This window comes from Streptomyces sp. NPDC001070 (assembly GCF_053598835.1).
In genome coordinates, this window is the sequence record NZ_JBSFLB010000007.1 from 155324 (window position 1) to 178742 (window position 23419).

Consider the following 23419-nt stretch of genomic DNA (forward strand, 5'->3'; position numbering starts at 1 on the left):
TAACCGGTGGTAGCCACCCCTCGCCACCTGCGATTTCCCGGCCGGGCCCGGCGCCGGGAGTGGGGAAACGTATCTGTCAACGGCTTCTCCGGCACCCCGCGAAAGGACCACCCGAGCCCTACTATCACCACGCCATGACAGCAGCAGGGAACCATCAGGCGAGCAGGCCCGTCGGACGCCGGCTGGAGCGGGCGGGCATCAGGGACGTCGCCGCCGCGGCCGGTGTCTCGATCACCACTGTCTCCGACGCGCTCAACGGCAAGGGCCGACTGCCCGACGCCACCCGCCGCCATGTCCGCGAGGTCGCGGACCGGCTGGGCTACCGCCCCTCCGCCGCCGCCCGCACGCTGCGCACCGGCAGGTCGGGGCTGATCGGGCTGACGGTGACGACGTACGGGGAAGAACCTTTCACCTTCACCGAGTTCGCGTACTTCGCCGAGATGGCCAGGGCCGCCACCTCCGCCGCCCTGGCCCGCGGCTACGCCCTGGTCATCCTGCCCGCCTCCTCCCGGCACGACGTGTGGAGCAACGTGGCGCTGGACGGCACGGTCGTGATCGACCCCTCGGACCACGACCCGATGGTCACGGAGCTGGTGCGGCAGGGCATCCCCGTGGTCAGCGACGGGCGCCCGGCCGGCAGCCTGCCCGTCCGGGCCTGGGTGGACAACGACCACGAGGCCGCCGTGCTCGGCATCCTGGAGCACCTGGCCGAGGCGGGGGCCCGCCGGATCGGACTGCTCACCGGCACCAGCACCGACACGTACACCCGGCTGTCCACCACCGCCTACCTCGGCTGGTGCGAGCGGATCGGCCAGGAACCCGTCGTCGAGGCCTACCCGGCCCACGACCCGTGCGCCGGCGCCGTCGCCGCAGACCGCCTGCTGGCCCGCCCCGACCGCCCCGACGCGGTGTACGGCCTCTTCGACCCCAACGGCACCGACCTGCTGGCCGCCGCCCGCCGCTACGGGCTGCGCGTGCCCGACGACCTGCTGCTGGTCTGCTGCAGCGAGAGCATGGTCTACGCGACGACCGAGCCGCCGATCACCACGCTCTCCCTCAAACCGGGCCGGATCGGCACCGCGGTCGTCCAGCTGCTCATCGACGCCATCGAGGGGGTGGACGCGGGCCGCCCGGTGCAGCAGGTCATGCCGACCGACCTGATCGTCCGCACGTCCTCCCAGCGCCGCTCGCCGCGCACGACCGTCAGTCCCCCCCGTGGGCCCGCGGGGGGTTAGGAACGGCCTCCTCCGGGGCGAGAAGGGCCCGCCCCGGGGGGATTTGTCCGCGCCGGATGAAATCGCTATCAGCAGGTGTGTCACGCCACGACATCGTCATTCCTATGATGGGCGGATGGTGGCGCGACGGTGGAGGGGTCGATGACTCAGGGGGCAGGTCAGGGACCCATGCTCGGTACCTCGTACGGCTGGTCTCCGGACCCCGCGGAGGCGGTGGCGCACGGCGCGGCCGTCGGGGCCCCGCCCGGCCTCCAGACAGGGCAGGAGCCGACCAGGATCGACGAGCAGCTGGTGCCGGCGGAGTACACGCCCACCCAGCACGACCTTCCGGTGGTAAGCGCCGCCGACCCGCAGGCCCTGGGCCCGCTCTACGTCGTCGGCGACGTGCACGGCTACGTCGACCAGCTGCGGGACGCCCTGTACGCGACCGGGCTGATCGACTCCGAGGGCCACTGGGCGGCCGGCAACGCCCGTCTGTGGTTCCTCGGCGACTTCACCGACCGGGGCCCGGACGGCATCGGCGTGATCGAGCTCGTCATGCAGCTGTCCGCGGAGGCCGCAGCGGCCGGCGGCTACGCCAGGGCCCTCATGGGCAACCACGAACTGCTGCTGCTCGGCGCCCACCGCTTCGGCGACACCCCGGTGAACTCCGTCGCCGGCACCGCCTCCTTCCTTGCCGCCTGGCGTCTCAACGGCGGCCAGACCAGCGACATGGAGCGGCTGCAGGACCACCACATCGCCTGGATGTCCCGGCTGGACGCGGCCGCCGTCGCCGACGGCCACCTGCTGCTGCACTCCGACACCACCGCGTACCTGGAGTACGGCAACACCATCGACGCGATGAACGACGCCGTCACCGGCATCCTGCAGCGCGGCGACGCCGACGAGTGCTGGGAGCTGTTCCGCAAGTTCACCCGGCGTTTCGCCTTCCGCGGCGAGTCGGGACCGCAGGCCGCCCGCGAGCTGCTGGAGACTTACGGCGGCCATCGCGTCGTCCACGGTCACAGCCCCATCCCGTACCTGCTGGGCGAGGCCGGAGGAGAGCACGGGGCCGAGCAGCCGGACCGGTCCGCCGTCGTCGAGGGTCCGCACGTGTATGCGGAGGATCTGGCGGTGGCGATGGACGGCGGGGTGACCATGGAGGGCAAACTCCTGGTCGCACAGCTGCCGTTGTAATCCCGGAAACCCCCATTTTCCGGAAACACTCTGTCACCGCGTCACCTCTGCGCTCTACCATCGGGATATCCGTAGGCAGCTTCTCCTCCGCTTCCGCCCAGCCGGACCGGGTCTTGTCCTTCGTGAACTCCGGGCGGCACCGGAGACGGAGCATCGGGGGATGCACATGAACAGCGCTCCACACCTGCTGACCGAGGACCGCCCGGAGTTCGAGCGCGCCCTCGACACGGCTCTGCACTCGGAGGGCACGCGGGCCGCCCTCGCCGACGCGCGGAACCCTTTGAACACCGAGCAGTTGCGCACCATGGCGCTCAACGCGGCCGAGCCGATCTCCGCGTGCGCGGCGCCCGAGTACGAGCAGTTCGTCAAGGTCCGCGAGGCCTTCGCGGAACAGCGACGCGAGGCGCGGGCCGCGTCCGTGTCAGGCCTGGGCTACGCGGCTGCAGCGGCCCCGGTCGCCGCCGCGGACGGCTCCGGGGCCGGGCTGTTCGCGGTCGTCGCCGTGCTCACGCCGATCCTGGCGGGCACGGCCGCCCTCATCTTCCTGGTGCTCGGGTACGCCATGGGCTTCGGGCACCCCGAGCCGGCGATCGCCCCTCCGCTGCGGCAGGCCGGCTGGCTCTTCGCGGCCGTCGCCGCCTGCGGCATCGTCATCGGCATGGTCGGACTGCTGCTCACCGCGCTGCGCAACGGGTCGACCGCCCTCCACGACCCGCCCGACAACGAGCCCCGGGACGTCGCGCTCGCCCGCGAGCTGTGGCGCCGGGCCCTGGTGGAACGGGGGCTGCAGCCCTTCCTCGACGACGCCCTCGCCAAGGCCGCCGGCGCCGCGCCGGCCGCACCGGCCGCTCCCTCGCCGGCCACCGGCGGCGGCAACTCGCGCATGCCCCGACTCGGTTACTCCCGCCCCGACTTCAGCAGCCCGGGCCCCGAGTCCTCCCCCGAACCCGGCCACCGCTTCACCAGCCCGGACTTCTCCAGCCCCGACTTCTCCAGCCCGGACTACGGCGGCCCGGACCACGCCCCGGAGTAGCCGGGGCCGTCCCCGGCGGGCCCCGGGGAGTGTCGTACCCCCGTGGCACAGTGCGGGCATGGACATCGACCGGTTCTGGCACCTGATCGAATCCGCCCGCTCCGGTGCGGCGGCCGGTGGCGAGCCCTTCGACGCGGTGCTGGTGAGCCTGCTCGCCGAGCGCCCGACGCGGGAGATCCTGGAGTACGCGGAACGGTTCGACGAGGTGCACGACGCGCTGTACCGCTGGGACGTCTGGGCCGCCGCGTACCTCATGGGCGGCGGCTGCTCCGACGACAGCTTCATCGACTTCCGGGCGGGCGTGATCGCCCTAGGCCGTGAGTGGTACGAGCGTGTCGCCGCCGGGCCCGACAGCCTGGCCGGGCACCCCGCCGTGGTCGAGGCCGCGGGGGCCCGCCGTGACGAGGCCCTGTTCTACGAGGAGGTCAACTACGTTGCCGGCGAAGCCTTCGAGCGGCTCACCGGAGACCGGGACGCCTTCTACGCCGCATGGGCCGGGTACCGGCCGGCCCAAGGGCAGGGCACGGCGGAAACGGACATGGGGGAGGACTTCGACTTCGACGACGACGCGGAGATGCACCGGCGGCTGCCCCGCCTGGCCCGTCTCTGCCTCGGACCGGACGACCGGGGCCAGTCCGCGTAGCGGGTCCACCGGCAGCCCGGGCGGGCTGCCGGTGGCGCCGGGTCAGTCCGCGATCGGGAGGTAGACCCGGTTGCCCGAGGCCGCGAACTCCTGGGACTTGGCGGCCATGCCCGCCTCGATCTCCTCGGCCGTGCCGCCGTGCCGCCGGCGGATGTCCTGGGAGATCTTCATCGAGCAGAACTTCGGCCCGCACATGGAGCAGAAGTGCGCGGTCTTGGCCGGCTCCGCCGGCAGCGTCTCGTCGTGGAACTCCCGTGCCGTGTCCGGGTCGAGGGCCAGGTTGAACTGGTCCTCCCAGCGGAACTCGAAGCGGGCGTCGGACAGCGCGTCGTCCCACTCCTGGGCGCCGGGGTGGCCCTTGGCCAGGTCGGCGGCATGGGCGGCGATCTTGTAGGTGATCACGCCGGTCTTGACGTCGTCGCGGTCGGGCAGGCCCAGGTGCTCCTTGGGGGTGACGTAGCAGAGCATGGCCGTGCCCCACCAGGCGATCATCGCGGCGCCGATGCCGGAGGTGATGTGGTCGTAGGCGGGAGCGATGTCCGTGGTGAGCGGGCCGAGGGTGTAGAACGGCGCCTCCTCGCAGATCTCCTGCTGGAGGTCGACGTTCTCCTTGATCTTGTGCATGGGGACGTGCCCCGGCCCCTCGATCATGGTCTGCACACCGTGCCGCTTGGCGACGGTGTTGAGCTCGCCGAGCGTGCGCAGCTCGGCGAACTGGGCCTCGTCGTTGGCGTCCGCGATGGAGCCGGGACGGAGCCCGTCGCCCAGGGAGTACGTGACGTCGTAGGCGGCGAGGAGCTCGCAGAGCTCCTCGAAGTTCTCGTAGAGGAAGCTCTCCTTGTGGTGCGCGAGGCACCACGCCGCCATGATCGAGCCGCCGCGGGAGACGATGCCGGTCTTGCGGCGGGCGGTCAGCGGCACGTACCGCAGCAGCACGCCGGCGTGGACGGTCATGTAGTCCACACCCTGCTCGGCCTGCTCGATGACGGTGTCCCTGTAGATCTCCCAGGTCAGCTCCTCGGCCTTGCCGTCGACCTTCTCCAGGGCCTGGTAGAGGGGGACGGTGCCGATGGGGACGGGGGAGTTGCGCAGCACCCACTCGCGGGTGGTGTGGATGTTGCGGCCGGTGGAGAGGTCCATGACCGTGTCGGCGCCCCAGCGGGTGGCCCAGGTCATCTTCTCGACCTCCTCCTCGATGGAGGAGGTGACGGCCGAGTTGCCGATGTTGGCGTTGACCTTCACCAGGAACCGCTTACCGATGATCATCGGCTCGGTCTCCGGGTGGTTGACGTTCGCCGGGAGGACGGCGCGTCCCGCCGCGATCTCCTCGCGCACCACCTCGGGGGAGACGTTCTCGCGGATCGCGGCGTACTCCATCTCCGGGGTGATCTCGCCCCGCCGCGCGTACGCGAGCTGGGTCAACGGCCGCCCGGGCAGGCCGCGCCGGGGGAGGCGGGGGCGGCCGGGGAAGACGGCGTCCAGGTTGCGCAGGCCGCCGCGCGGTGAGGTGTGTTTGACGCCGTCGTCCTCGGGGCGGACGGGGCGGCCGGGGTACTCCTCGGTGTCGCCGCGGGCGACGATCCAGTTCTCGCGCAGCGGCGGGAGGCCGCGGCGCACGTCGGTGGTGATGTTGGGGTCGGTGTACGGGCCGGAGGTGTCGTACAGCGTCACGTCCTGGCCGTTGGTCAGATGCACTCGGCGGACGGGGACCTGGATGTCCGGGCGGGACCCGGTCACATAGCCCTTGTGCCGGCCGATTTCGCGCACGTGTGCATCCTGCATGGTCATGAGACCCACTCCCTACGCCGGCATTACCCGGTAACAGGTTCAGCGGTCGGCGCAGCTGGTGGCCCTCGGCCGGTCAGCGCCCTCTCAGCCCGGTGCTCCGAGCTCCCGCGTTTGCAAAGGCGCCTCAACGCTAGCGGGTCCTCGCTGACGCACACCAGGGGGTGTTGCGATGATCGGGCGGTGGACTCCGCTCACTCGCACGCACACGCACACGCCCACGCCCACGGTCACGGGCACGGACCGGTGCCGCCGGTCTCCAGGCATCTGCGGAAGGTCATCGCCGCGATCCTGATCCCCTTCGTCGCGGTGGTCGTGGCCGGCCTGGTGGTGCTGTGGCCGGGCGGTGTGCCGGCGCACGAGCGCACCGGGGTCGGCTTCGACCAGCAGACCCAGTCCGGCCGGGTGGTGAAGGTCGAGGACGTCAAGTGCTCGGACGTCAACGCCGAACCGGGCACCGGCACGACTCCCTCCCCCGGGCCGTCGGCGGCGCCGTCCACCGGCCCCGCGATCTGCCAGCGCGCGACCATCGAGGTCACCTCGGGCAAGGACGGCGGCCGCACCTTCACCGAGATCGTGCAGCCGACCCAGACCCGGCACTACACGCAGGGCCAGAAGGTGCTCCTGGCGTACGCGCCCCAGGCGCCGCGCGAGTTGCAGTACTCGGTGACCGACGTCGACCGGGCCCTCCCGCTGTGGCTGCTGGCCGGGATCTTCGCGGCGGTGGTGGTCGTGGTCGGCCGGCTGCGCGGGATCCTGGCGCTGGTCGCGCTGGTGATCAGCTTCGCGGTGCTGACGCTGTTCATCCTCCCGGCGATCCTGCACGGCAGCAATCCGCTGCTGGTGGCGGTGATCGGCGGCAGCGCCATCATGCTGATCGCGCTCTACATGTGCCACGGCCTCAACGCCCGCACCTCGGTGGCGGTGCTGGGCACCCTGTGCTCGCTGCTGCTGATCGGCGTGCTGGGCTCGGTCTTCATCGACTGGGCGGTGCTCAGCGGCAACACCTCGGACGAGACCGGGCTGATCCACTCCCTCTACCCGGGCATCGAGATCCGCGGTCTGCTGCTGGCCGGCATCATCATCGGTTCGCTGGGCGTCCTCGACGATGTGACGGTGACCCAGACCTCGGCCGTGTGGGAGCTGCGGGAGGCGAACCCGGGGGCGAGCCGGCGCCGGCTGTACTCGGCGGCGATGCGCATCGGGCGGGACCACATCGCCTCGGTCGTCAACACCCTGGTGCTGGCCTACGCGGGCGCGGCGCTGCCGCTGCTGCTGCTCTTCTCCATCGCGCAGCGCAGTGTGTTCGCGGTGGCCGGCAGCGAACTGGTCGCCGAGGAGATCGTGCGGACCCTGGTCGGCAGCATCGGACTGGTGGCGGCGGTGCCGTTGACGACGGCGCTGGCCGCACTGGTGGTGTCGGCGGACCGCGGCAGCGGCGACACTGTTCCCGCGGGCACCGGTCGCGGGCACCGGCGCCGCGCCAAGTGACCCGGGGAGGGGGCGGGGACGTGGTCGGACTGCAGGGGCGGGTGACCGGGACGGTCGGGCCGGGGCTGGTCGGCGAGGTGATCGTGCAGGTGCGCGGCGGCGCGGAGGCGTTCCTGGCGTATCCGGCGACCGCCGGGGAGCGCATCGAGAAGGGCACGGTCGTGGTGGTCGTGGAACACCTGCCGCCGCGCACCGTGTACGTGGCGCCCGCGTACGGCTGAGCGGAGCGGTCCGCTCCACGTCAAGAAAGCGACAAGGATCCGCCAGGATCTACCGGCCCGTCACACACAGGCGCACACTCCCGTACGCGGCCCCGATCGGGGCCAATCGTAAGGGGGCGTATGCCGATGTTGATCGGCGTTGCGGCGGGCGGGGCGCTCGTCGCGGTCATCATTCTGGTCGGCCTGTTCAGGCTCATGTGGCGGGTCGCCGAACCCAATGAGGCACTGGTCATCTCCGGTTCCAAGCACCGTACGGACGGTGTGGGGGAGGGGATGGGATTCCGCATCGTCACGGGGCGCGGAACGCTGGTCGTGCCGGGCGTCCAGGTGGTGCGCAAGCTGTCGCTCGATCTCAACGAGGCCGAGCTGAACGTGGACTGCGTCACCCAGCAGGGCATCCCGCTGAAGGTGCACGGCGTGGTCATCTTCAAGGTCGGCGACGACATGGTGTCGATCGCCAACGCCGCCAGGCGTTTCCTGGACCAGCAGAAGTTCATGGCCGAGCGGGTGCACAACGTCTTCGCCGGTCATCTGCGCTCCATCGTCGGCGGTCTGACGGTGGAGCAGATGATCCGGGACCGGGAGCGGCTGACCGCCGAGACCCGGGCCGCCTCGGGTTCCGAGATGGAGAAGCTCGGACTGATCATCGACTCGCTGCAGATCCACGAGATCGTCGACCCGACCGGGTACATCAACAACCTGGCCGCGCCGCACGCGGCCGCCGTGCACCGCGACGCGCGCATCGCGCAGGCGGAGGCGGACCGGCTGGCCACCGAGGCCGAGCAGCAGGCGGCGGCCCGCATGGCGGAGGCCACCCGGGACAGCCAGATCCTGCAGGCCGGCTACATGGCCGAGCGGGACAAGGCCACCGCGGCCTCGCGGCAGGCGGGCCCGCTCGCGGAGGCGGCGGCCCGGCAGGAGGTCGTGGTCCAGGAGACCCGGGTCGCCGAGCTGGAGGCACAGCGGCGCGAGCAGCAGCTGCAGGCGGACGTCCGCAAGCCGGCGGACGCCTCGGCGTACGAGAAGCGGACGCTGGCCGAGGCCGAGCGCGACGCGCGCATCTCGGCGGCCGAGGCGAAGGCCCGCGAGACCGAACTGGCCGCGGCCGCCGAGGCGAACCGGGTGAAGGCCGCCGCGGCCGCGCAGGCTGAGCAGACCAGGGTCAGCGGCGAGGCCACCGCCGCGGCCACCCGGGCCACGGGTGAGGCAGAGGCCGCCGCCACCCAGGCGCGCGGTCTGGCGGAGGCCGAGGCGGCCAAGGCCAAGGGTCTGGCCGAGGCCGAGGCGATCAAGGCGCGCGCCGCCGCTCTGGCGGAGAACCAGGAGGCGGTCGTCGCCCAGCAGCTGGCCGAGAACTGGCCGGAGATCGTCCGGGCGGGCGCCGAGGCCTTCGGCAACGTCGACCACATGGTGCTGCTGAACGGCGCCGACGGCATGTCGGAGATGTTCGCCAAGGCGCTCACCATGGGCGGCACGGGGCTGGGGCTGGCCCGCCAGCTGCTCGCCCAGATGAACGGCGCGACCGGCGCGGACCCCTCGCCGAACGGTGCGGCGCCGCGGAGCCCCGAGCGCGTCCGGCTCCAGGACTGAACGACGCGGATCCCGTGGGGCCCGGTCACGACCGGGCCCCACGGGTCACCACTTGTCGCGGGAGTCGGACGAGGACGAGGTGAACTTCTTGACCACGTACACCAGACCGCCGACCAGCGCCACGAAGACCAGCACCTTGAACAGCAGCCAGAACAGGAAGCCGATCGCGCTGGCGATCATGCCGCCGAAGACCACGATCGCGATCACCGGTACCGCGACCCACTTGACCCACCAGGGCAGGCCCTCGAAGAGCTTCACCGTTTCCTCCTCCGTATCGTCCTTCCACTCCCAGGCTAGGGCCGCGAAGGCCCCCTGCGGAGGCCCCGCGGTCCCCATCCGTCCCTGACCCTCCCCCTACGGGACACCGGGGGCGGACGTCCTCACGCCTCGGGGGGCGAGAAGACCACCATGACCTTCAGGTCCTCGGTGATGTGGTGGAAGCGGTGCGGCACCCGGGCCGGGACGTAGACCACGCTGCCGCGCGCGACATGGGTCGTCTCCTCCCCCACGGTGATCAGTGCCCGGCCGCTCACGACCAGGTAGATCTCGTCCTGCGCGTGCGGCTTCTGCGGGTCGAGGTCCCCGGCCGCCAGCGCGTAGAGCCCGGCGGACATGTTCCGCTCGCGCAGGAAGCTGAGGTACGCGCCCTCGTTGGCGGCTCGCTCCGCCTCCAGGTCGTCCAGCCGGAACACCTTCACTTACCCGCTCCCTCACACCTCTGTGCCTGCGCGATCACTTCTGCGACGATCTCAGCCATGATGAACTTCGTCGTCAAGACGCTCGCGAACGCCGGGGCCCTGCTGGTGGCCATCTGGCTCGTGGGCGACATCACGCTCACCGGTGACGACACCGCTCACAAGGCCCTGACCCTCATCCTCGTCGCCCTGGTCTTCGGCGTGGTGAACTGGCTGGTGAAGCCGCTGGTGAAGTTGCTCTCGCTGCCCCTGCTCGTCCTGACCCTGGGGTTGTTCACGCTGATCGTGAACGCCCTGATGCTGCTGCTCACCTCCTGGATCTCCGGCAAGCTCGACCTGGACTTCCACGTCGAGGGCTTCTGGGCCGCGTTCCTGGGCGGCCTGATCATCAGCATCGTGTCCTGGGCGCTGAACATGGTCCTCCCGGACGAGGACTGACCCCGGGGGCTGCATCATGGAGCCCATGAGCGCTCCGTCCTCCCGCACCCCGCTGCGGGTGTGCTTCGTCTGCACCGGCAACATCTGCCGTTCGCCGATGGCCGAGTCCGTCTTCCGCGCCCGTGTCGAGGAGGCCGGGCTCGGCGGCCTGGTCTCCGTCGACAGCGCGGGCACCGGCTCCTGGCACGAGGGCGACGGCGCCGACCACCGCACCGTGGCGGTGCTCCGCGCGGCCGGGTACGGGCACGAGCACATCGCGCGCCAGTTCCAGCCCGAGTGGTTCGCCGGTCTCGACCTGGTGATCGCCCTCGACTCCGGCCATCTGCGGGACCTGCGCCGGCTGGCGCCCACCCCGCAGGACGCCGCCAAGGTGCGCCTGCTGCGCTCCTACGACCCGGCCGCCGAGGGCGCTGACGGCACCGGGGACGGCCGCGGCCTGGACGTGCCCGACCCCTACTACGGGGACATCAGCGGCTTCGAGGAGTGCCTGGAGATGTGCGAGGCCGCCGCCGAGGGCCTGCTGGACGCCGTACGCGACGCCCTCGGCGAGCCCGCGCCCGCGCCGTGACCCGCCCGCCGGGGCTCGCGGACCGGGTCGCCGCCCTGCTGGGCGAGCCGGTGACCGAGCTCGGCGCGGTGGGCGGCGGCTCCATCTGCCGGGCCGCCCGGCTGCGGCGCCCCTCGGGCACCACCGTCTTCGCCAAGACCCTCCGGGACGCCCCGCCGGGCTTCTTCGCCGCCGAGGCCGCGGGCCTGCGGCTGCTGGGCGCGACCGGCACGGTCGCCGTACCGGAGGTGCTCGCCGCCGACGACCGCACCCTCGTCCTGGAGTGGGTCGAACCCGGCCCGCCCACCCCCGGCGCGGCCGAGCGCCTCGGCCGCGAACTGGCCGCGCTCCACTCCCACCCGGCCCAGGGGTACGGGACCGCGCACCCCGCCTGGATCGGTTCGCTCCCCCTGCCGTCGCCCGGCTCCCCCGAGGACTGGCCCGCCTTCCACGCCGGCCGGCGGCTCCTCCCCTTCCTGCGGCAGGCCGCCGACAACGGGGCCATGACACCCGTCGACGTCCGCTCGGTCGAGCGGGTCTGCGAGCTGCTGCCGCGGATCGGCGGCCCGCCGCAGCCGCCCGCGCTGATCCACGGCGACCTGTGGTCGGGCAACGTCCTCTTCGCCGCTGACGGCCGCGCGCGCGTCGTCGACCCGGCGGCGCAGGGCGGGCACCCCGAGGCCGATCTGGCGATGCTGGAACTCTTCGGCTGCCCGCACCTGGAGCGGGTGCTCGCCGCGTACGAGGAGGTCCGTCCGCTCCCCGGCCGCCGTGAGCGGCTGCCGCTGCACCAGCTGCACCCCCTGCTGGTGCACGCCGTCCTCTTCGGGTCCGGTTACGGGGCCGCCGCCGGACGCGCCGCGCGCGAGGCCCTCGCGTCCGCCTAGCGGACGGCCGTGATCGATGGCCCGTACACCGGTATCTTCCGCCTGTACGTTCGCGAAGACGGGGAGAGCGAGGAGACGGCGATGACGGAGTACGAGAGCAGGCCCGGGGACAGCACGCGCAGCGTGCACGCGGGCCGGCCGCCTGCCCGGCCCCACGAGCCCGCGCTGCCCGGCCCGGTGTTCGCCGCGCACTTCCACCTGCCCGGCGACGTCACCGGCCCGTACACCTACGGCCGCGACGAGAACCCCACCTGGACCCGGCTGGAGGAGGCGATCTCCGCACTGGAGTCCCCCGACGCCCCCGCCGAGACGCTGGTCTTCTCCTCGGGCATGGGTGCCATCTCCTCGGTCCTGTTCTCCCAGGTGCGTTCCGGCGACACCGTCGTGCTGCCCTCCGACTCCTACCAGGCCACCCGCACCCTCCAGGGCCGTCTGGAGGACTACGGGGTCTCCGTGCGCCTGGCGCCCACCGCCGACGACGCCCAGCTGAAGGCGCTGGAGGGCGCCCGGCTGCTGTGGATCGAGACGCCCTCCAACCCGGGCCTGGACGTGTGCGACATCCGCCGGCTCGCCGACGCCGCGCACGCCGCCGGCGCTCTCGTCGCGGTCGACAACACCCTCGCCACCCCGCTCGGCCAGCGCCCCCTGGACCTGGGCGCGGACTTCTCCGTCGCCAGCGGCACCAAGGCGCTGTCCGGCCACGGCGACCTGCTGCTGGGGTATGTGACCACCCGTCGGCCCGAGCTGGCCGCCGCGGTGCGGCTGTGGCGCAAGACCGTCGGTGCGATCCCCGGCCCCATGGAGGCCTGGCTCGCCCACCGTTCGCTCTCCACGCTCGCGCTGCGGGTGGACAAGCAGGCCGCCAACGCCCTGGAGCTGGCCGCCGCGCTGCGCGAGCGCCCCGAGGTGACCGGCGTGCGCCACCCCGGTCTGGCCGGCGACCCGGCACACGGCGTCGCCACCGCGCAGATGACCCGGTTCGGCAGCGTCGTGTCCTTCACGCTGCCCGACAAGGAGCACGCCGAACGCTTCCTGTCCGCGTTGCTGCTGACCACCGAGGCCACCAGTTTCGGGAGCGTGACGAGCACCGCCGAGCGACGGGCCCGCTGGGGCGGGGACGCGGTCCCCGAGGGCTTCATCCGCTTCTCGGTCGGGGTGGAGGACGCGGCCGACATCGTGCGGGACGTGATGCACGCCCTGGACGCCGCCGCACGGTAGCGGCGGCTGTTCATCTGGCACAGATATATCTGCGTAGAGGACCCTACGCAGAATGGGTGGCCCGAGCCTCCCCCCTCGTGGCTCGGACCACCCTGGCTTGACGCGCGGAGATCCGCTCGAACAAGGCTAGTTGACTCTGCGTCAGTGTCCAATCACAGTTGCGATACAGACCTATCGATATATTTATATGTTGCGGCCAAGTCGGCGGCCCGGAGGGAGCGGTTCCATGGATCTGGCTCTGCTGCGCACGTTCGTCACCGTGCACCGAGCCGGTTCCTTCACCAGGGCCGCCCAGCTCCTGGGACTGTCCCAGCCCGCCGTCACCAGCCAGATCCGCAGCCTCGAACGGCAGGTCGGACGCCCCCTGTTCCTCCGCCTGCCGCGCGGCGTCGCCCCGACCCCCGTCGGCGACGACCTCGCCCACCGGGTGGCCCCGCACCTCGACGCCCTCCTGGAGATAACCGAGACGGACCTCGACGAGGAGTCCGGCAACCGCACCCTGCACCTCGCCGGGCCGCCCACCTTCACCTCTCTGCGCGCCCTCCCCGCCCTCGCCCCGCTGGTCGCCGAAGGCCTGCAGCTGCGGATCGCGCTCACCGGCGAGGACGAAGCGCTCGCCGGCCTCGCCGCGGGCCACCACGACCTGTCCATCGGCACCCTCCGGCCGCGCGACCGGCTGCTGACCGCCACCGCCCTGTGGGACGAGGAGCAGATACTCGTGGCCGCCCCCGCCTGGCAGGAGCGGATCGGCGGCCCGCTCGCGGTGCGCACCCACGGGGCACGCGTCCTCGACGACATCCCCGTGATCTCCTACGACGAGGGCATGCCGCTGATCGACCACTACTGGTCGGCGGTCTTCGACGCCACCCCCGCGATCGTGCCCGCCGTGGTCGTGCCCGACCTGCGGGCGGTCCTGGAGTGCGTGGTCGCCGGGGTCGGGATGGCCGTCCTGCCGCGCTACCTGTGCTGCGAGGCGATCAAGGCGGGCGCCGCCAGGGCGCTGCTGGAGCCGCCGGTGCCGCCCCTGCGCACGTACTTCGTCTCGGCGCGCGCCGGGACGCTCGCCCTGCCGCACATCGCGCGGGTGCACGAGCAGCTGACGCGGTCCTCGACCGCCTGGTGACCGCGCGCCCGGCGTACGGCGGGTGGCCTCCGGGAGAACGGGGCGTTCCGATTCGCCGTCCCGGAGGCGTTTGCCGTCTCCCGCGCCGCGGCAGATCTCTGGCATGCCCCCGGACATCGAAGCACCCGCCACCCCCGGTGCACCGACCGCCCCGGCCAACCGCCCGGTGGTCAAGCGCACCGCCCGCGCGATCCTGCTCGACGGCGACTCCCTCGTGCTCATCAAGCGCACCAAGCCGGGGCTCAACCCGTACTGGATCACACCCGGCGGCGGTGTGGAGCCTGAGGACGCCACCATCGTCGAGGCGCTCCACCGCGAGCTGGACGAGGAGCTCGGTGCCAAGGTCACCGATGTCGTCCCGGCCTTCGTCGACACCGTCGAGCACATCGGGGAGGACGGTTCGCACGGGGTGAAGGTGCAGCACTTCTTCGTGTGCCGGCTGGCCTCGATGGACCCGGCCCGACGGCACGGCCCCGAGGTGGACGAGCCCTCGGGCTCGTACGACGTGGTGCGCGTGCCCTTCAGCCGGGTCGGGCTGGCCTCGGTGGAGGTCGTGCCGCTGACCCTGCGGCACTACCTGGACGGCAACATCGAAGGGGTGCTGGGGCTGCTCTCGCCCGATCTGGGCTGATCCCGGTCCCCGGGGACCCGGTCTCAGACCCCGAACCAGCCGGAGCGTGCCCCGCCGGGCGGGGCGGTCCGCCCGTGCGCGGCGTCGGCGGCGGTCCCGAAGTAGTCGCCGCCCTTGCGCCGCACGTCGTCGGTGCCCCAGACGCGGCCGCCCTGCAGGGGCACCCGCGCCATCCGCGGTATGTGCTTGGAGCAGTGGATGTACGCCTCCACGACCTCCACCCGGACCCACAACTGCGGCCTGCGGCCCGGCACGGCGTCCACCGGGAGCGACGGGTGCAGGGCGCGCATGGTGCCGTCGGGCACCATGCGGGCGCGGCCGTTGACGTGCAGTCCGATCCGGTCCCGGGTGAAGTCGATCATCAGGATTCCGACGTGCGGGTTCTCGCGCATGTTGCCGAGCGAGGCCATCACGCCGTTCCCCCGGTACTCGGGGTAGACCAGGGTCCGCTCGTCCAGGACGGTCAGGAAGCCGGGCGGCCCGGCCCGGAAGGTGCTGTCGCACTCCCCACGGGCGTCCGCCGTGGACAGGAAGAACATCTCCTGGCGCTCGGTGAACTCCCGCATCCGCGGGTTGAGGTGGTCCAGCACCTGGTCGGCGTAGAAGCGGTCGGCGCGGTCGGCCGTGCCCGTCTCCTCCTGGACGCGGTGCTCTCCCGCACTGCCGGGGCGTTCCTGCGGCAACGTTTCTCCTTGTGGGGGGTGTGGGGGCGTCGGGTTCAGTCGCCGGCCGCGACCAGTCCCTCGATCAGGTCGTGCCGGATGCGCTGCGAGGGGATGCCGCTGCGCACGAGGGTGTCGACGCCGCTGCGGATCATCCCCGGCGGCCCGCTGAGGTAGGCGTCGTACTCCGGCCAGGGCCCGTACTGCTGCACGATCTCTGGGAGCGGGCCGTGCAGCCCTCCGTCACCGTGGCCGTGGGAGACCACGGGGCGCACCGACAGCCACGGGTGGCGCTGTGCGAGGCGCAGCAGGGTGTCCAGGTCGTACAGGTCGTGATCGCTGCGGGCGCCGTAGAAGACGTCCATGGCACGCCGGCGGCCGTGCTCCGCCACGTCCTCCACCAGTGCCTTGATGGGGGCGATGCCGGTGCCGCCGCCCAGGCAGAGCAGCCCGTTGTCGGTGCTGTGGTCCACGACCATGGAGCCCGCCGGGGGGCCGAGCCGTATGACGTCGCCGGGTCGCGCGCGGTGGACCAGCGCCCCGCTGACCCAGCCGGCCGGGACCGCCTTCACGTGGAAGACCAGCAGTCCGTCCGAGCGGGGGGCCGAGGCGAAGGAGTAGTGCCGCCAGACCCGCGGCCACCAGGGGGTCTCCAGCGTCGTGTACTGGCCCGCGAGGAAGGGGTAGGGCTGGTCCGGGCGGAGGCTGACCACCGCGATGTCGGAGGTGCGCAGTTCGTGGCTGACGATCTCGGCCTGCCACCAGGGCGGTGCGTGCTTCTCGTCGGCCGCCGCCGCGTCGATCATGATCTGGGAGATCGCCGTGTAGGCGCGGACCCAGGCGCCCTCGATCTCGTCGTCCCAGATGGCCGAGGCGTAGCGGGTCAGCGCCCCGATCAGGCATTCCCCCACGGCCGGATAGTGCTCGGGACGCGTGCCGTATTTCCGGTGGCCACGGCCCAGGTGGGAGAGGTATTCGGTGAGTATCTCGGCGTTGTCTATGTGTTCCGCGGCGGTTAGGAGCGCTTTCAACAATCGGTCGCGCTGGGCGTCCATCGCGGCGGGAAAGAGTTCGCGCAACTCCGGATGCCGTATGAACAAAAGTGCATAGAAATATGACGTCGTCTTGTCGGCAACGGGCGCGACCTCCTCCATCGTGCGACGGATGAGCAGCGCGTCCGCGCTCGGCGGCCGCGAACGCGGACGGGCCTCCGCCCGGGGCGGGGGCGGGGCCGGCGGCTCCGGATGGCGCCTCGGCCCCCGCGCGTCCGGACCGGGACCGGGCCGCGGCCGCGCCGGACCGGGGTCGGTGCTCCGCTCGGCTCCGGTGCCCACCGGCCTTATCGGCCGTACGGGGCGGCTCGGCTCCGCGCCGCCCTCGCCTTCGTGGTGGGGTCTGGGCCCGTCGGGGGGTGTGTGCGGCGTGAACCATCCGGAGGACTCAGCCCCGGCTCCCTTTCCCGGTTCGGCCGCGTTCGTGGTCAGAGCATCCATGGTCAGCTTCGCCTCGAGCTTCTCCCGGTCGGTATCCGTACGTCGGCCACACATCCTGCGCGGAAAGCCTGCCAGGGCTTCACGCCGATCGGACAAATAGCCGGAAGTACGGGAACCGGGGATACGTATCCCGTTAAGCTCAGTCGAATGTGAGGCCCCGCGGTCGCGGAACCCTGTAGACCCTACCCGGAGTCACTGCTTTCACAAGTGCCCCTCAATTCCCGTGGTGATCACCACGGTTCAATCGTCACGTATTCACCCCACGACCAGCGCATACGCTTCACGCAAATCCCGCCCCGCGTACGCGTGGGTCGCCAGCCCGCTCACATGGTGGTCCCCGTTGACCGCCACCGACACCGGCACCGCGGCGAACAGCGCCGTGTCCGACAGCGAGTCGCCGTAGGCCACGCACTCCCGGCGGCTCACCCCGTAGCGGGCGCACAGCTCGTCGGCGGCCGCCACCTTGGTCTCCGGGAGCAGGATCCCCGACACGTCCAGCGCCGCCCCCGGTCCGAACGGGACGTCGGGGAAGACCGATGCCCGGACCGCGTGCGCCCCCCACTCCAGCAGCCGGCGCACGAAGAAGTTCGGGGAGAGCGACACGACCGCGCAGTGCTCCCCGCGCCCGGCGATGTCCGCCCACACCTCCCGTATCCCGGCCAGCCAGGGGGCGCCCTCGAACGCCACCGCCACCTGGCCGGGGGTGAGCGCCCGCCACATCTCGTACGCCCGCTCCGCGTAGCCCGGCGGGTCGAGCACACCCCTCCCCAGCGCCTCCTCCAGCTCGCGGAACTCCGTCACCAGCCCCAGTTCCCGGGCGAGTTCCATGCTCGCCGAGGACCCGTGCATCAACGTCCCGTCCATGTCGAAGATGTGCAGCCGCCCCACGCGGTCCCTCCCTCGTCCTGCGCCACCCGGCCGGTGCCGGACGGCGTCCCTCCGAACAACCGGGCGGCGTCCTCCGCCGCCCCGCGGACCGCCGGCCGGCGGTCCGCCGAACGCCAGGCCAGCGCGACCGTGCAGCGCACGTCCCCGGCCAGCGGCACGATCACCACATTCGACCGCGCGTAGTGCTCGTCGGTCGCCGTGCTGGCCAGCGCGCAGCCGCGGCCCGCCGCCACGAGCTCCAGCGTCTCCTCCAGCGACCCCGACGGCACCGTCCCCGCCACGTCGGTGACGCCCACGGCCGACGGATGGCGGAAGCCCGCGTAGGCCGCGTCCGCTGTCCGCGGCACTACCCAGGTCCTGCCGCCCAGCTCGCCGGGCGCGACCTCGGCACGGCGGGCCAGCGGGTCCGTCGCGGGCAGCGCCACACAGCGCCGGTCGCTGGAGACGGTGACCATCTCCAGCCCCGGCGCCTCCAACGGGGGCCACACGATGGCCAGATCGGAGTGCCCGTCCCGCAGCCCGCAGGAGGGGTCGTCGAAGTCGTAGCGGCGCAGGCGAACGTCGCCCGGGGCGCGGGCCTCGACCAGATCCAGCAGTTCCCGGGTCCGGCCGGCCGCCGCCTCGCCCAGGAAGCCCACCGTGAAAGGCCGGTCCACCCCGGCCAGCATCCCTTCGAGCTCGTCCGCGGCGTCCACCGCCGCCACCGCGTGGGCCAGGATCCGCCGCCCGAAGCCGGTCAGTTCGGCCCGCTCGCGGTTCCGCACCAGCAACGGCCGTCCCGCGGCGGCCTCCAGCCGCCGCACCGACTCGCTCACCGTCGGCTGCCGTACGTCGAGAAGCCGCGCGGCCGCCGAGAACGAGCCCGTGCGCGCCACCGCCACGAACGCCCGCAGGCCGGGCAAGGTCAACGTCATCCCCGGAGGATAGCCACGCACCGCCCGATGCCCATAGGGGAAAACTATGGGCCCCCGCGCCCCCCGCCCCGGCACGCTGCCCGTATGACATCCGCCGCGGCGCCCGTACGCCGTCTCACGCCCGCCGACCTCCCCGACTGCAGCAAGCTCGCCGTCAGCCGCGACTGGGGCGCCGAGGAGCACAAGTGGCGCTTCCTGCTCACCCACGGCACCGGTTACGGCATCGACGCCCCCGACGGCGACGGGCTCGCCGCCACCACCGTCCTCACGCGCTACGCGGGCGGCCTCGCGGCGGTCAGCATGGTCCTGGTCGCGGCCCGCTACGAGGGGCGCGGACTGGGGCGGCGCATCATGACCCACGTCCTCGCCGAGGCGGGCGACGACACCGTCACCCTCCACGCCACCGACCGCGGCCGTCCCCTGTACGAGAAGCTCGGCTTCCGCGCCGTCGGCACCGTCGTCACGCACCGGGGCCGCCTCGGCCCGTCCGCCCCCGGTGGACCCGGTCCGGCCGCCCCGCGTCCCTTCACCGAGGACGACCTGCCGGCCCTGCTCGCCCTGGACGCCGAGGTGTTCGGCGCGGACCGCTCCCCCCTCCTGCGCGACCTGCCCCGGTTCGCCGAGCGCATCCTGGTCGCCGAGGAGGACGGCGCCCTGACCGGCTACGCATCGGCGTGGCTCAACGCGGACACCCTGGTCGTGGGGCCCGTCGTCGCGGCCACCGCGGCCGGCGCCCGGCAGCTGGTCACGGCGATCGCGCGGGACACGGGCACGCCCGTCCGCCTCGACCTGCGCACCGACACCCCCGGCAGCCTCGCCGGCTGGGCCGCGGGCCACGGCGTCGCCCCCGTCTTCCCCAACACCCTCATGGTCCTCGGCGACCGCGACCTGCCCGGCGACGAACACCGCCGCCACACACCGCTGATGGTCGCCCTGGGCTGAGCCGCGCGTCAGGTCTGGGCCATGTCCACGAAGCGCGAGTAGTGACCCTGGAAGGCCACGGTGATCGTGGCCGTCGGGCCGTTACGGTGCTTGGCCACGATGAGGTCGGCCTCGCCCGCGCGGGGCGACTCCTTCTCGTACGCGTCCTCGCGGTGCAGCAGGATCACCATGTCCGCATCCTGCTCGATGGAGCCCGATTCACGCAGGTCGCTGACCATCGGCTTCTTGTCGGTGCGCTGCTCGGGACCACGGTTCAGCTGGGAGAGCGCGATGACCGGCACCTCGAGCTCCTTGGCGAGGAGCTTGAGGTTTCGGGACATGTCGGAGACCTCCTGCTGGCGGCTCTCGGGACGGCGGGAGCCGCCCGCCTGCATCAGCTGGAGGTAGTCGATGACGACCAGGCGCAGGTCGTTGCGCTGCTTGAGCCGGCGGCACTTGGCGCGGATCTCCATCATCGACAGGTTCGGCGAGTCGTCGATGTAGAGGGGCGCCGCGGAGACGTCGGGCATGCGGCGGGCCAGCCGCGTCCAGTCGTCGTCGGTCATGTTGCCGGACCGCATGTGGTGCAGCGCGACCCGGGCCTCGGCGGACAGCAGACGCATCGCGATCTCGTTGCGGCCCATTTCGAGGGAGAAGAAGACGCTGGGCATGCCGTTGGTGACCGAGCAGGCCCGGGCGAAGTCCAGCGCGAGCGTGGACTTGCCCATCGCGGGACGGGCCGCGATGACGATCATCTGGCCGGGGTGCAGGCCGTTGGTCAGGGAGTCCAGGTCGGCGAAGCCGGTGGGCACGCCGGACATCTGGCCGCTGCGGGAGCCGATGGCCTCGATCTCGTCGAGGGCGCCCTCCATGATCTCCGAGAGTGGGAGGTAGTCCTCGCTGGTGCGCTGCTCCGTCACGGCGTAGATCTCGGCCTGGGCGGAGTTGACGATCTCGTCGACGTCGCCGTCGGCGGCGTATCCCATCTGCGTGATGCGCGTGCCCGCCTCGACGAGCCGGCGCAGCACCGCGCGCTCGTGCACGATCTCGGCGTAGTACTCGGCGTTGGCGGCGGTGGGTACCGCGTTGACGAGGCTGTGCAGATAGGGGGCGCCGCCGACCCGGGCGAGCTCGCCGCGCTTGGTGAGCTCGGCCGCCACGGTGATGGGGTCGGCGGGCTCGCCGCGGGCGTAGAGGTCGAGGATCGCGGCGTAGACGGTCTCGTGGGCGGGCCGGTAGAAGTCGGCGCCCTTGAGCACCTCGACGACGTCGGCGATGGCGTCCTTGGACAACAGCATGCCGCCGAGCACCGACATCTCGGCGTCGAGGTCCTGCGGCGGTACGCGCTCGAAGCCGGCGGATCCGCGGTCGTCGTCGCGGTCGCGGTCGCGCTCGTCCCTCCTGCGGAAGCGGGAGACGGGCAGACGGTCGCCGGGACCGTCCGGCGGGAACGGCGGTTCGCTTCCCCAGTGGTCGTCCGCGGGTTCGGGCTGGCTCACCCCCTGCCACCTCCTCCCGTCCGGCGCAGACCGCTGCGTCGCGTCTCTTCCTACGCCACGGCTCTGACAATCGAGCCGCCCGGACACATCTGTGGCACGTCGGGCGACGCCCCACGGTAGGGGTCCGCGGGGCTCACAGCCAAGACGGTTATCCACAGGGGCTGGGGATGACCTGTTGAAGAACCCCCTCTGCCTGTGGAGAAGCCCGCCCCAGCTGTGTACAGCCCGGGGGACAGCGCGGTGGACAAGCACACAATCACCCAATGATCACGTCGCTGACCTGGGCTTTCTTCATCCACCCACTGTGGACAAGAAAAACTTGCCCGCTCGGTGCAAGATCACGACAAACGGCGCGGAGGAGATCACACCATACAGCCGTGAGTAATGGGCATCACCTCCTTGCGTCCCTTACATGTGGATGATTACCCTGGCCGGGTGCCCCAGCTAGCCGAACACTCCCCCGAGCAGGCCGTCCGCCGCCATGACCGCGAGATCATCGGCCTCGCCCTGCCCGCGTTCGGGGCACTGGTCGCCGAACCGCTCTTCCTCATGGCCGACAGCGCGATCGTGGGTCACCTCGGCACGTCGCAGCTGGCCGGACTCGGCGTCGCGGGGGCACTGCTGACCACCGTCGTGGGTGTGTTCGTCTTCCTGGCGTACGCCACCACCGCCGCCGTCGCCCGCAGGGTCGGCGCGGGTGACCTGCCCGCCGCGATCCGGCAGGGCATGGACGGCATCTGGCTCGCCCTGCTCATCAGCGCCGCCGCGGTGGCCGTCGCCGTACCCGCCGCGCCCGCCCTGGCCGACGCCTTCGGCGCCTCGGGCACCGCGGCACCGTACGCCGTCACCTATCTGCGGATCAGCGCCCTCGGCATCCCGGCGATGCTCGTCGTCCTCGCGGCCACCGGCGTGCTCCGCGGTCTGCAGGACACCCGCACCCCCCTCTACGTGGCCGTCGGCGGATTCGCCGGGAACGGCGCCCTCAACGCACTGCTCGTGTACGGCGCCGGCCTCGGCATCGCGGGCTCGGCCTGGGGCACCGTCATCGCCCAGAACGCGATGGCGGCCGTCTACCTCGGCGTGGTGATCCGCGGTGCCCGCCGGCACGGCGCCTCGCTCCGGCCCGACCTCTCCGGCATCCGCGCCTGCGCCCAGGCGGGGACCCCCTTGCTGATCCGGACACTGAGCCTGCGGGCCGTCCTGATGATCGCCACCGCGGTCGCGGCCCGGCTCGGGGACGCCTCGATCGCCGCCCACCAGATCATCTCCTCCCTGTGGTCGCTGGCCGCGTTCGCCCTGGACGCCATCGCGATCGCGGGCCAGGCCATCATCGGCCGCTACCTGGGGGCCGACGACGTGGCCGGGGCCCGGGCCGCGTGCCGTCGCATGGTCCAGTGGGGCGTGGCCTCGGGCGTGGTGATCGGGCTGGCGATGGCCGTCTCCCGGCCGCTGATCGCCCCGCTGTTCACCTCGGACCCCGCGGTGCGCTCCGAGCTGATGGGCGTCCTGCTGGTCGCGGCACTCGCCCAGCCGGTCGGCGGCGTGGTCTTCGTGCTGGACGGAGTCCTCATCGGCGCCGGCGACGGCACCTACCTGGCCTGGTCGATGGTCGTCACCCTCGCCGTCTTCGCGCCCGTCGCCCTGGCCGTACCGGCTCTGGGCGGGGGACTCACGGCCCTGTGGTGGGCGATGGGGCTGATGATGCTCACCCGGCTGGCCGGCCTCCACTGGCGCGCCCGGTCGGGCAAATGGGCCGTCGCCGGAGCCGTGCGCGCCTGACCGGCACGTCCGCCCCGTCCCGTACGCAGCAAGACGCCGGGCCCGGAACCTCGTGGTTCCGGGCCCGGCGTTCACGCGGTGCGCGGGGTCAGGCGGCGACGACCTCGACGTCGAGAGCGGCCTCGACCTCGGGGTGCAGACGCACCGACACCTTGTGCGAGCCCAGCGTCTTGATCGGGGAACCGATCTCGACCCGGCGCTTGTCCACGTCCGGACCGCCCGCGGCCTTGACGGCGGCGGCGATGTCGGCCGGGGTCACCGAGCCGAACAGGCGGCCGGCGTCACCCGCGCGGGTGGACAGCTTGACCTTGACGCCCTCGAGCTGCGCCTTGAGGGCGTTGGCCTGCTCGACGGTCGCGATCTCGCGGATCCGGCGCGCGCGGCGGATCTGCTCGACGTCCTTCTCGCCACCCTTGGTCCACGCGATCGCGAAACCGCGCGGGATCAGGTAGTTGCGGGCGTAGCCGCTCTTGACCTCGACGACGTCGCCGGCGGCACCGAGGCCGCTGACCTCGTTGGTGAGGATGATCTTCGCCATTGCTCAGTCACC

24 protein-coding genes are annotated in these 23419 nt (G+C 72.3%); 15 read left to right on the forward strand and 9 right to left on the reverse strand.

Annotated features, from left to right (window positions below):
- Window positions 1-134: 134 nt before the first annotated feature.
- The 4 genes from ACWDAS_RS11505 to ACWDAS_RS11520 all read left to right on the forward strand — a co-directional run bounded on the left by ACWDAS_RS11505 (window position 135) and on the right by ACWDAS_RS11520 (window position 4087).
- The gene (locus ACWDAS_RS11505) at window positions 135-1235 is read left to right on the forward strand and encodes a LacI family DNA-binding transcriptional regulator (RefSeq protein WP_450388694.1); all 1101 of its coding nucleotides are present in this window, start codon (window positions 135-137) and stop codon (window positions 1233-1235) included.
- Between the two features lie 168 nt (window positions 1236-1403).
- Window positions 1404-2411 carry a metallophosphoesterase gene (locus ACWDAS_RS11510; RefSeq protein ID WP_450388696.1) on the forward strand — a complete coding sequence of 336 codons (1008 nt, stop codon included), beginning with the start codon at window positions 1404-1406 and terminating at the stop codon, window positions 2409-2411.
- Between the two features lie 160 nt (window positions 2412-2571).
- Complete coding sequence (locus tag ACWDAS_RS11515) at window positions 2572-3444, forward strand: hypothetical protein (protein WP_450388698.1); 873 nt, start codon at window positions 2572-2574, stop codon at window positions 3442-3444.
- Between the two features lie 58 nt (window positions 3445-3502).
- Window positions 3503-4087, forward strand: coding sequence for a DUF4240 domain-containing protein (locus ACWDAS_RS11520; protein WP_450388699.1), 585 nt, complete (start codon window positions 3503-3505; stop codon window positions 4085-4087).
- A 42-nt stretch (window positions 4088-4129) separates the two neighbouring features.
- Here the strand turns inward: ACWDAS_RS11520 and thiC are convergent, their stop codons facing one another.
- Complete coding sequence (gene thiC / locus ACWDAS_RS11525) at window positions 4130-5875, reverse strand: phosphomethylpyrimidine synthase ThiC (protein WP_450388701.1); 1746 nt, start codon at window positions 5873-5875, stop codon at window positions 4130-4132.
- A gap of 180 nt (window positions 5876-6055) precedes the next feature.
- Between thiC and ACWDAS_RS11530 the strand changes: the two genes are divergently transcribed.
- The 3 genes from ACWDAS_RS11530 (at window position 6056) to ACWDAS_RS11540 (ending at window position 9174) form a co-directional block, all read left to right on the forward strand.
- Window positions 6056-7363 carry a YibE/F family protein gene (locus ACWDAS_RS11530; protein WP_450388703.1) on the forward strand — a complete coding sequence of 436 codons (1308 nt, stop codon included), beginning with the start codon at window positions 6056-6058 and terminating at the stop codon, window positions 7361-7363.
- 20 nt (window positions 7364-7383) lie between these two features.
- Window positions 7384-7584, forward strand: coding sequence for a hypothetical protein (locus ACWDAS_RS11535; RefSeq protein ID WP_361791079.1), 201 nt, complete (start codon window positions 7384-7386; stop codon window positions 7582-7584).
- Window positions 7585-7704: 120 nt separating this feature from the next.
- Entirely contained in the window at window positions 7705-9174 is a 1470-nt protein-coding gene (locus ACWDAS_RS11540) for an SPFH domain-containing protein (protein WP_450388705.1), read from the forward strand.
- Between the two features lie 45 nt (window positions 9175-9219).
- Here the strand turns inward: ACWDAS_RS11540 and ACWDAS_RS11545 are convergent, their stop codons facing one another.
- Both ACWDAS_RS11545 and ACWDAS_RS11550 read right to left on the reverse strand, forming a co-directional pair.
- On the reverse strand, window positions 9220-9432 hold the full coding sequence (locus ACWDAS_RS11545; RefSeq protein ID WP_018558186.1) for a DUF5326 family protein: 213 nt from the start codon (window positions 9430-9432) through the stop codon (window positions 9220-9222).
- A 122-nt stretch (window positions 9433-9554) separates the two neighbouring features.
- Entirely contained in the window at window positions 9555-9872 is a 318-nt protein-coding gene (locus tag ACWDAS_RS11550) for a cupin domain-containing protein (protein WP_450388707.1), read from the reverse strand.
- Between the two features lie 57 nt (window positions 9873-9929).
- Between ACWDAS_RS11550 and ACWDAS_RS11555 the strand changes: the two genes are divergently transcribed.
- From ACWDAS_RS11555 to ACWDAS_RS11580, 6 genes are all read left to right on the forward strand, one after another.
- A complete protein-coding gene (locus tag ACWDAS_RS11555) occupies window positions 9930-10307 on the forward strand; it encodes a phage holin family protein (RefSeq protein WP_450388709.1) in 378 nt (125 codons plus the stop codon).
- A gap of 25 nt (window positions 10308-10332) precedes the next feature.
- On the forward strand, window positions 10333-10875 hold the full coding sequence (locus tag ACWDAS_RS11560) for a low molecular weight protein-tyrosine-phosphatase (RefSeq protein ID WP_450388711.1): 543 nt from the start codon (window positions 10333-10335) through the stop codon (window positions 10873-10875).
- Window positions 10872-11741, forward strand: a complete 870-nt coding sequence (locus ACWDAS_RS11565) for a fructosamine kinase family protein (RefSeq protein ID WP_450388713.1) — start codon at window positions 10872-10874, stop codon at window positions 11739-11741. Before ACWDAS_RS11560 ends, ACWDAS_RS11565 begins: the two co-directional genes overlap by 4 nt.
- Window positions 11742-11822: 81 nt before the next feature.
- Entirely contained in the window at window positions 11823-12959 is a 1137-nt protein-coding gene (locus tag ACWDAS_RS11570; protein ID WP_450388715.1) for a cystathionine gamma-lyase, read from the forward strand.
- 226 nt (window positions 12960-13185) lie between these two features.
- On the forward strand, window positions 13186-14082 hold the full coding sequence (locus tag ACWDAS_RS11575; RefSeq protein ID WP_450388717.1) for a LysR family transcriptional regulator: 897 nt from the start codon (window positions 13186-13188) through the stop codon (window positions 14080-14082).
- Window positions 14083-14185: 103 nt separating this feature from the next.
- Window positions 14186-14713: an NUDIX domain-containing protein gene (locus tag ACWDAS_RS11580; protein WP_450388719.1), complete on the forward strand. Its 528-nt coding sequence runs from the start codon at window positions 14186-14188 to the stop codon at window positions 14711-14713.
- Between the two features lie 23 nt (window positions 14714-14736).
- Here ACWDAS_RS11580 and ACWDAS_RS11585 read toward each other — a convergent pair whose 3' ends face one another.
- The 4 genes from ACWDAS_RS11585 to ACWDAS_RS11600 all read right to left on the reverse strand — a co-directional run bounded on the left by ACWDAS_RS11585 (window position 14737) and on the right by ACWDAS_RS11600 (window position 18670).
- Entirely contained in the window at window positions 14737-15396 is a 660-nt protein-coding gene (locus ACWDAS_RS11585) for a pyridoxamine 5'-phosphate oxidase family protein (protein ID WP_450388721.1), read from the reverse strand.
- A 35-nt stretch (window positions 15397-15431) separates the two neighbouring features.
- Complete coding sequence (locus ACWDAS_RS11590; protein WP_450388723.1) at window positions 15432-16868, reverse strand: globin domain-containing protein; 1437 nt, start codon at window positions 16866-16868, stop codon at window positions 15432-15434.
- 255 nt (window positions 16869-17123) lie between these two features.
- On the reverse strand, window positions 17124-17756 hold the full coding sequence (locus ACWDAS_RS11595; protein WP_450388725.1) for an HAD family hydrolase: 633 nt from the start codon (window positions 17754-17756) through the stop codon (window positions 17124-17126).
- Window positions 17717-18670: a LysR family transcriptional regulator gene (locus ACWDAS_RS11600; protein ID WP_450388727.1), complete on the reverse strand. Its 954-nt coding sequence runs from the start codon at window positions 18668-18670 to the stop codon at window positions 17717-17719. The genes ACWDAS_RS11595 and ACWDAS_RS11600 overlap by 40 nt, the downstream gene beginning before the upstream one ends.
- A gap of 84 nt (window positions 18671-18754) precedes the next feature.
- Here ACWDAS_RS11600 and ACWDAS_RS11605 point away from each other — a divergent pair, with 84 nt between their 5' ends.
- The gene (locus tag ACWDAS_RS11605; protein ID WP_450388729.1) at window positions 18755-19612 is read left to right on the forward strand and encodes a GNAT family N-acetyltransferase; all 858 of its coding nucleotides are present in this window, start codon (window positions 18755-18757) and stop codon (window positions 19610-19612) included.
- An 8-nt stretch (window positions 19613-19620) separates the two neighbouring features.
- Here ACWDAS_RS11605 and dnaB read toward each other — a convergent pair whose 3' ends face one another.
- Window positions 19621-21090 carry a replicative DNA helicase gene (gene dnaB, locus ACWDAS_RS11610; protein WP_450388731.1) on the reverse strand — a complete coding sequence of 490 codons (1470 nt, stop codon included), beginning with the start codon at window positions 21088-21090 and terminating at the stop codon, window positions 19621-19623.
- Between the two features lie 435 nt (window positions 21091-21525).
- On the opposite strand from dnaB, the gene ACWDAS_RS11615 reads away from it, so the two are divergent.
- Window positions 21526-22869 carry an MATE family efflux transporter gene (locus tag ACWDAS_RS11615; RefSeq protein WP_450388733.1) on the forward strand — a complete coding sequence of 448 codons (1344 nt, stop codon included), beginning with the start codon at window positions 21526-21528 and terminating at the stop codon, window positions 22867-22869.
- An 88-nt stretch (window positions 22870-22957) separates the two neighbouring features.
- Here ACWDAS_RS11615 and rplI read toward each other — a convergent pair whose 3' ends face one another.
- Window positions 22958-23407: a 50S ribosomal protein L9 gene (rplI, locus tag ACWDAS_RS11620; protein ID WP_450388735.1), complete on the reverse strand. Its 450-nt coding sequence runs from the start codon at window positions 23405-23407 to the stop codon at window positions 22958-22960.
- Window positions 23408-23419: the final 12 nt, after the last annotated feature.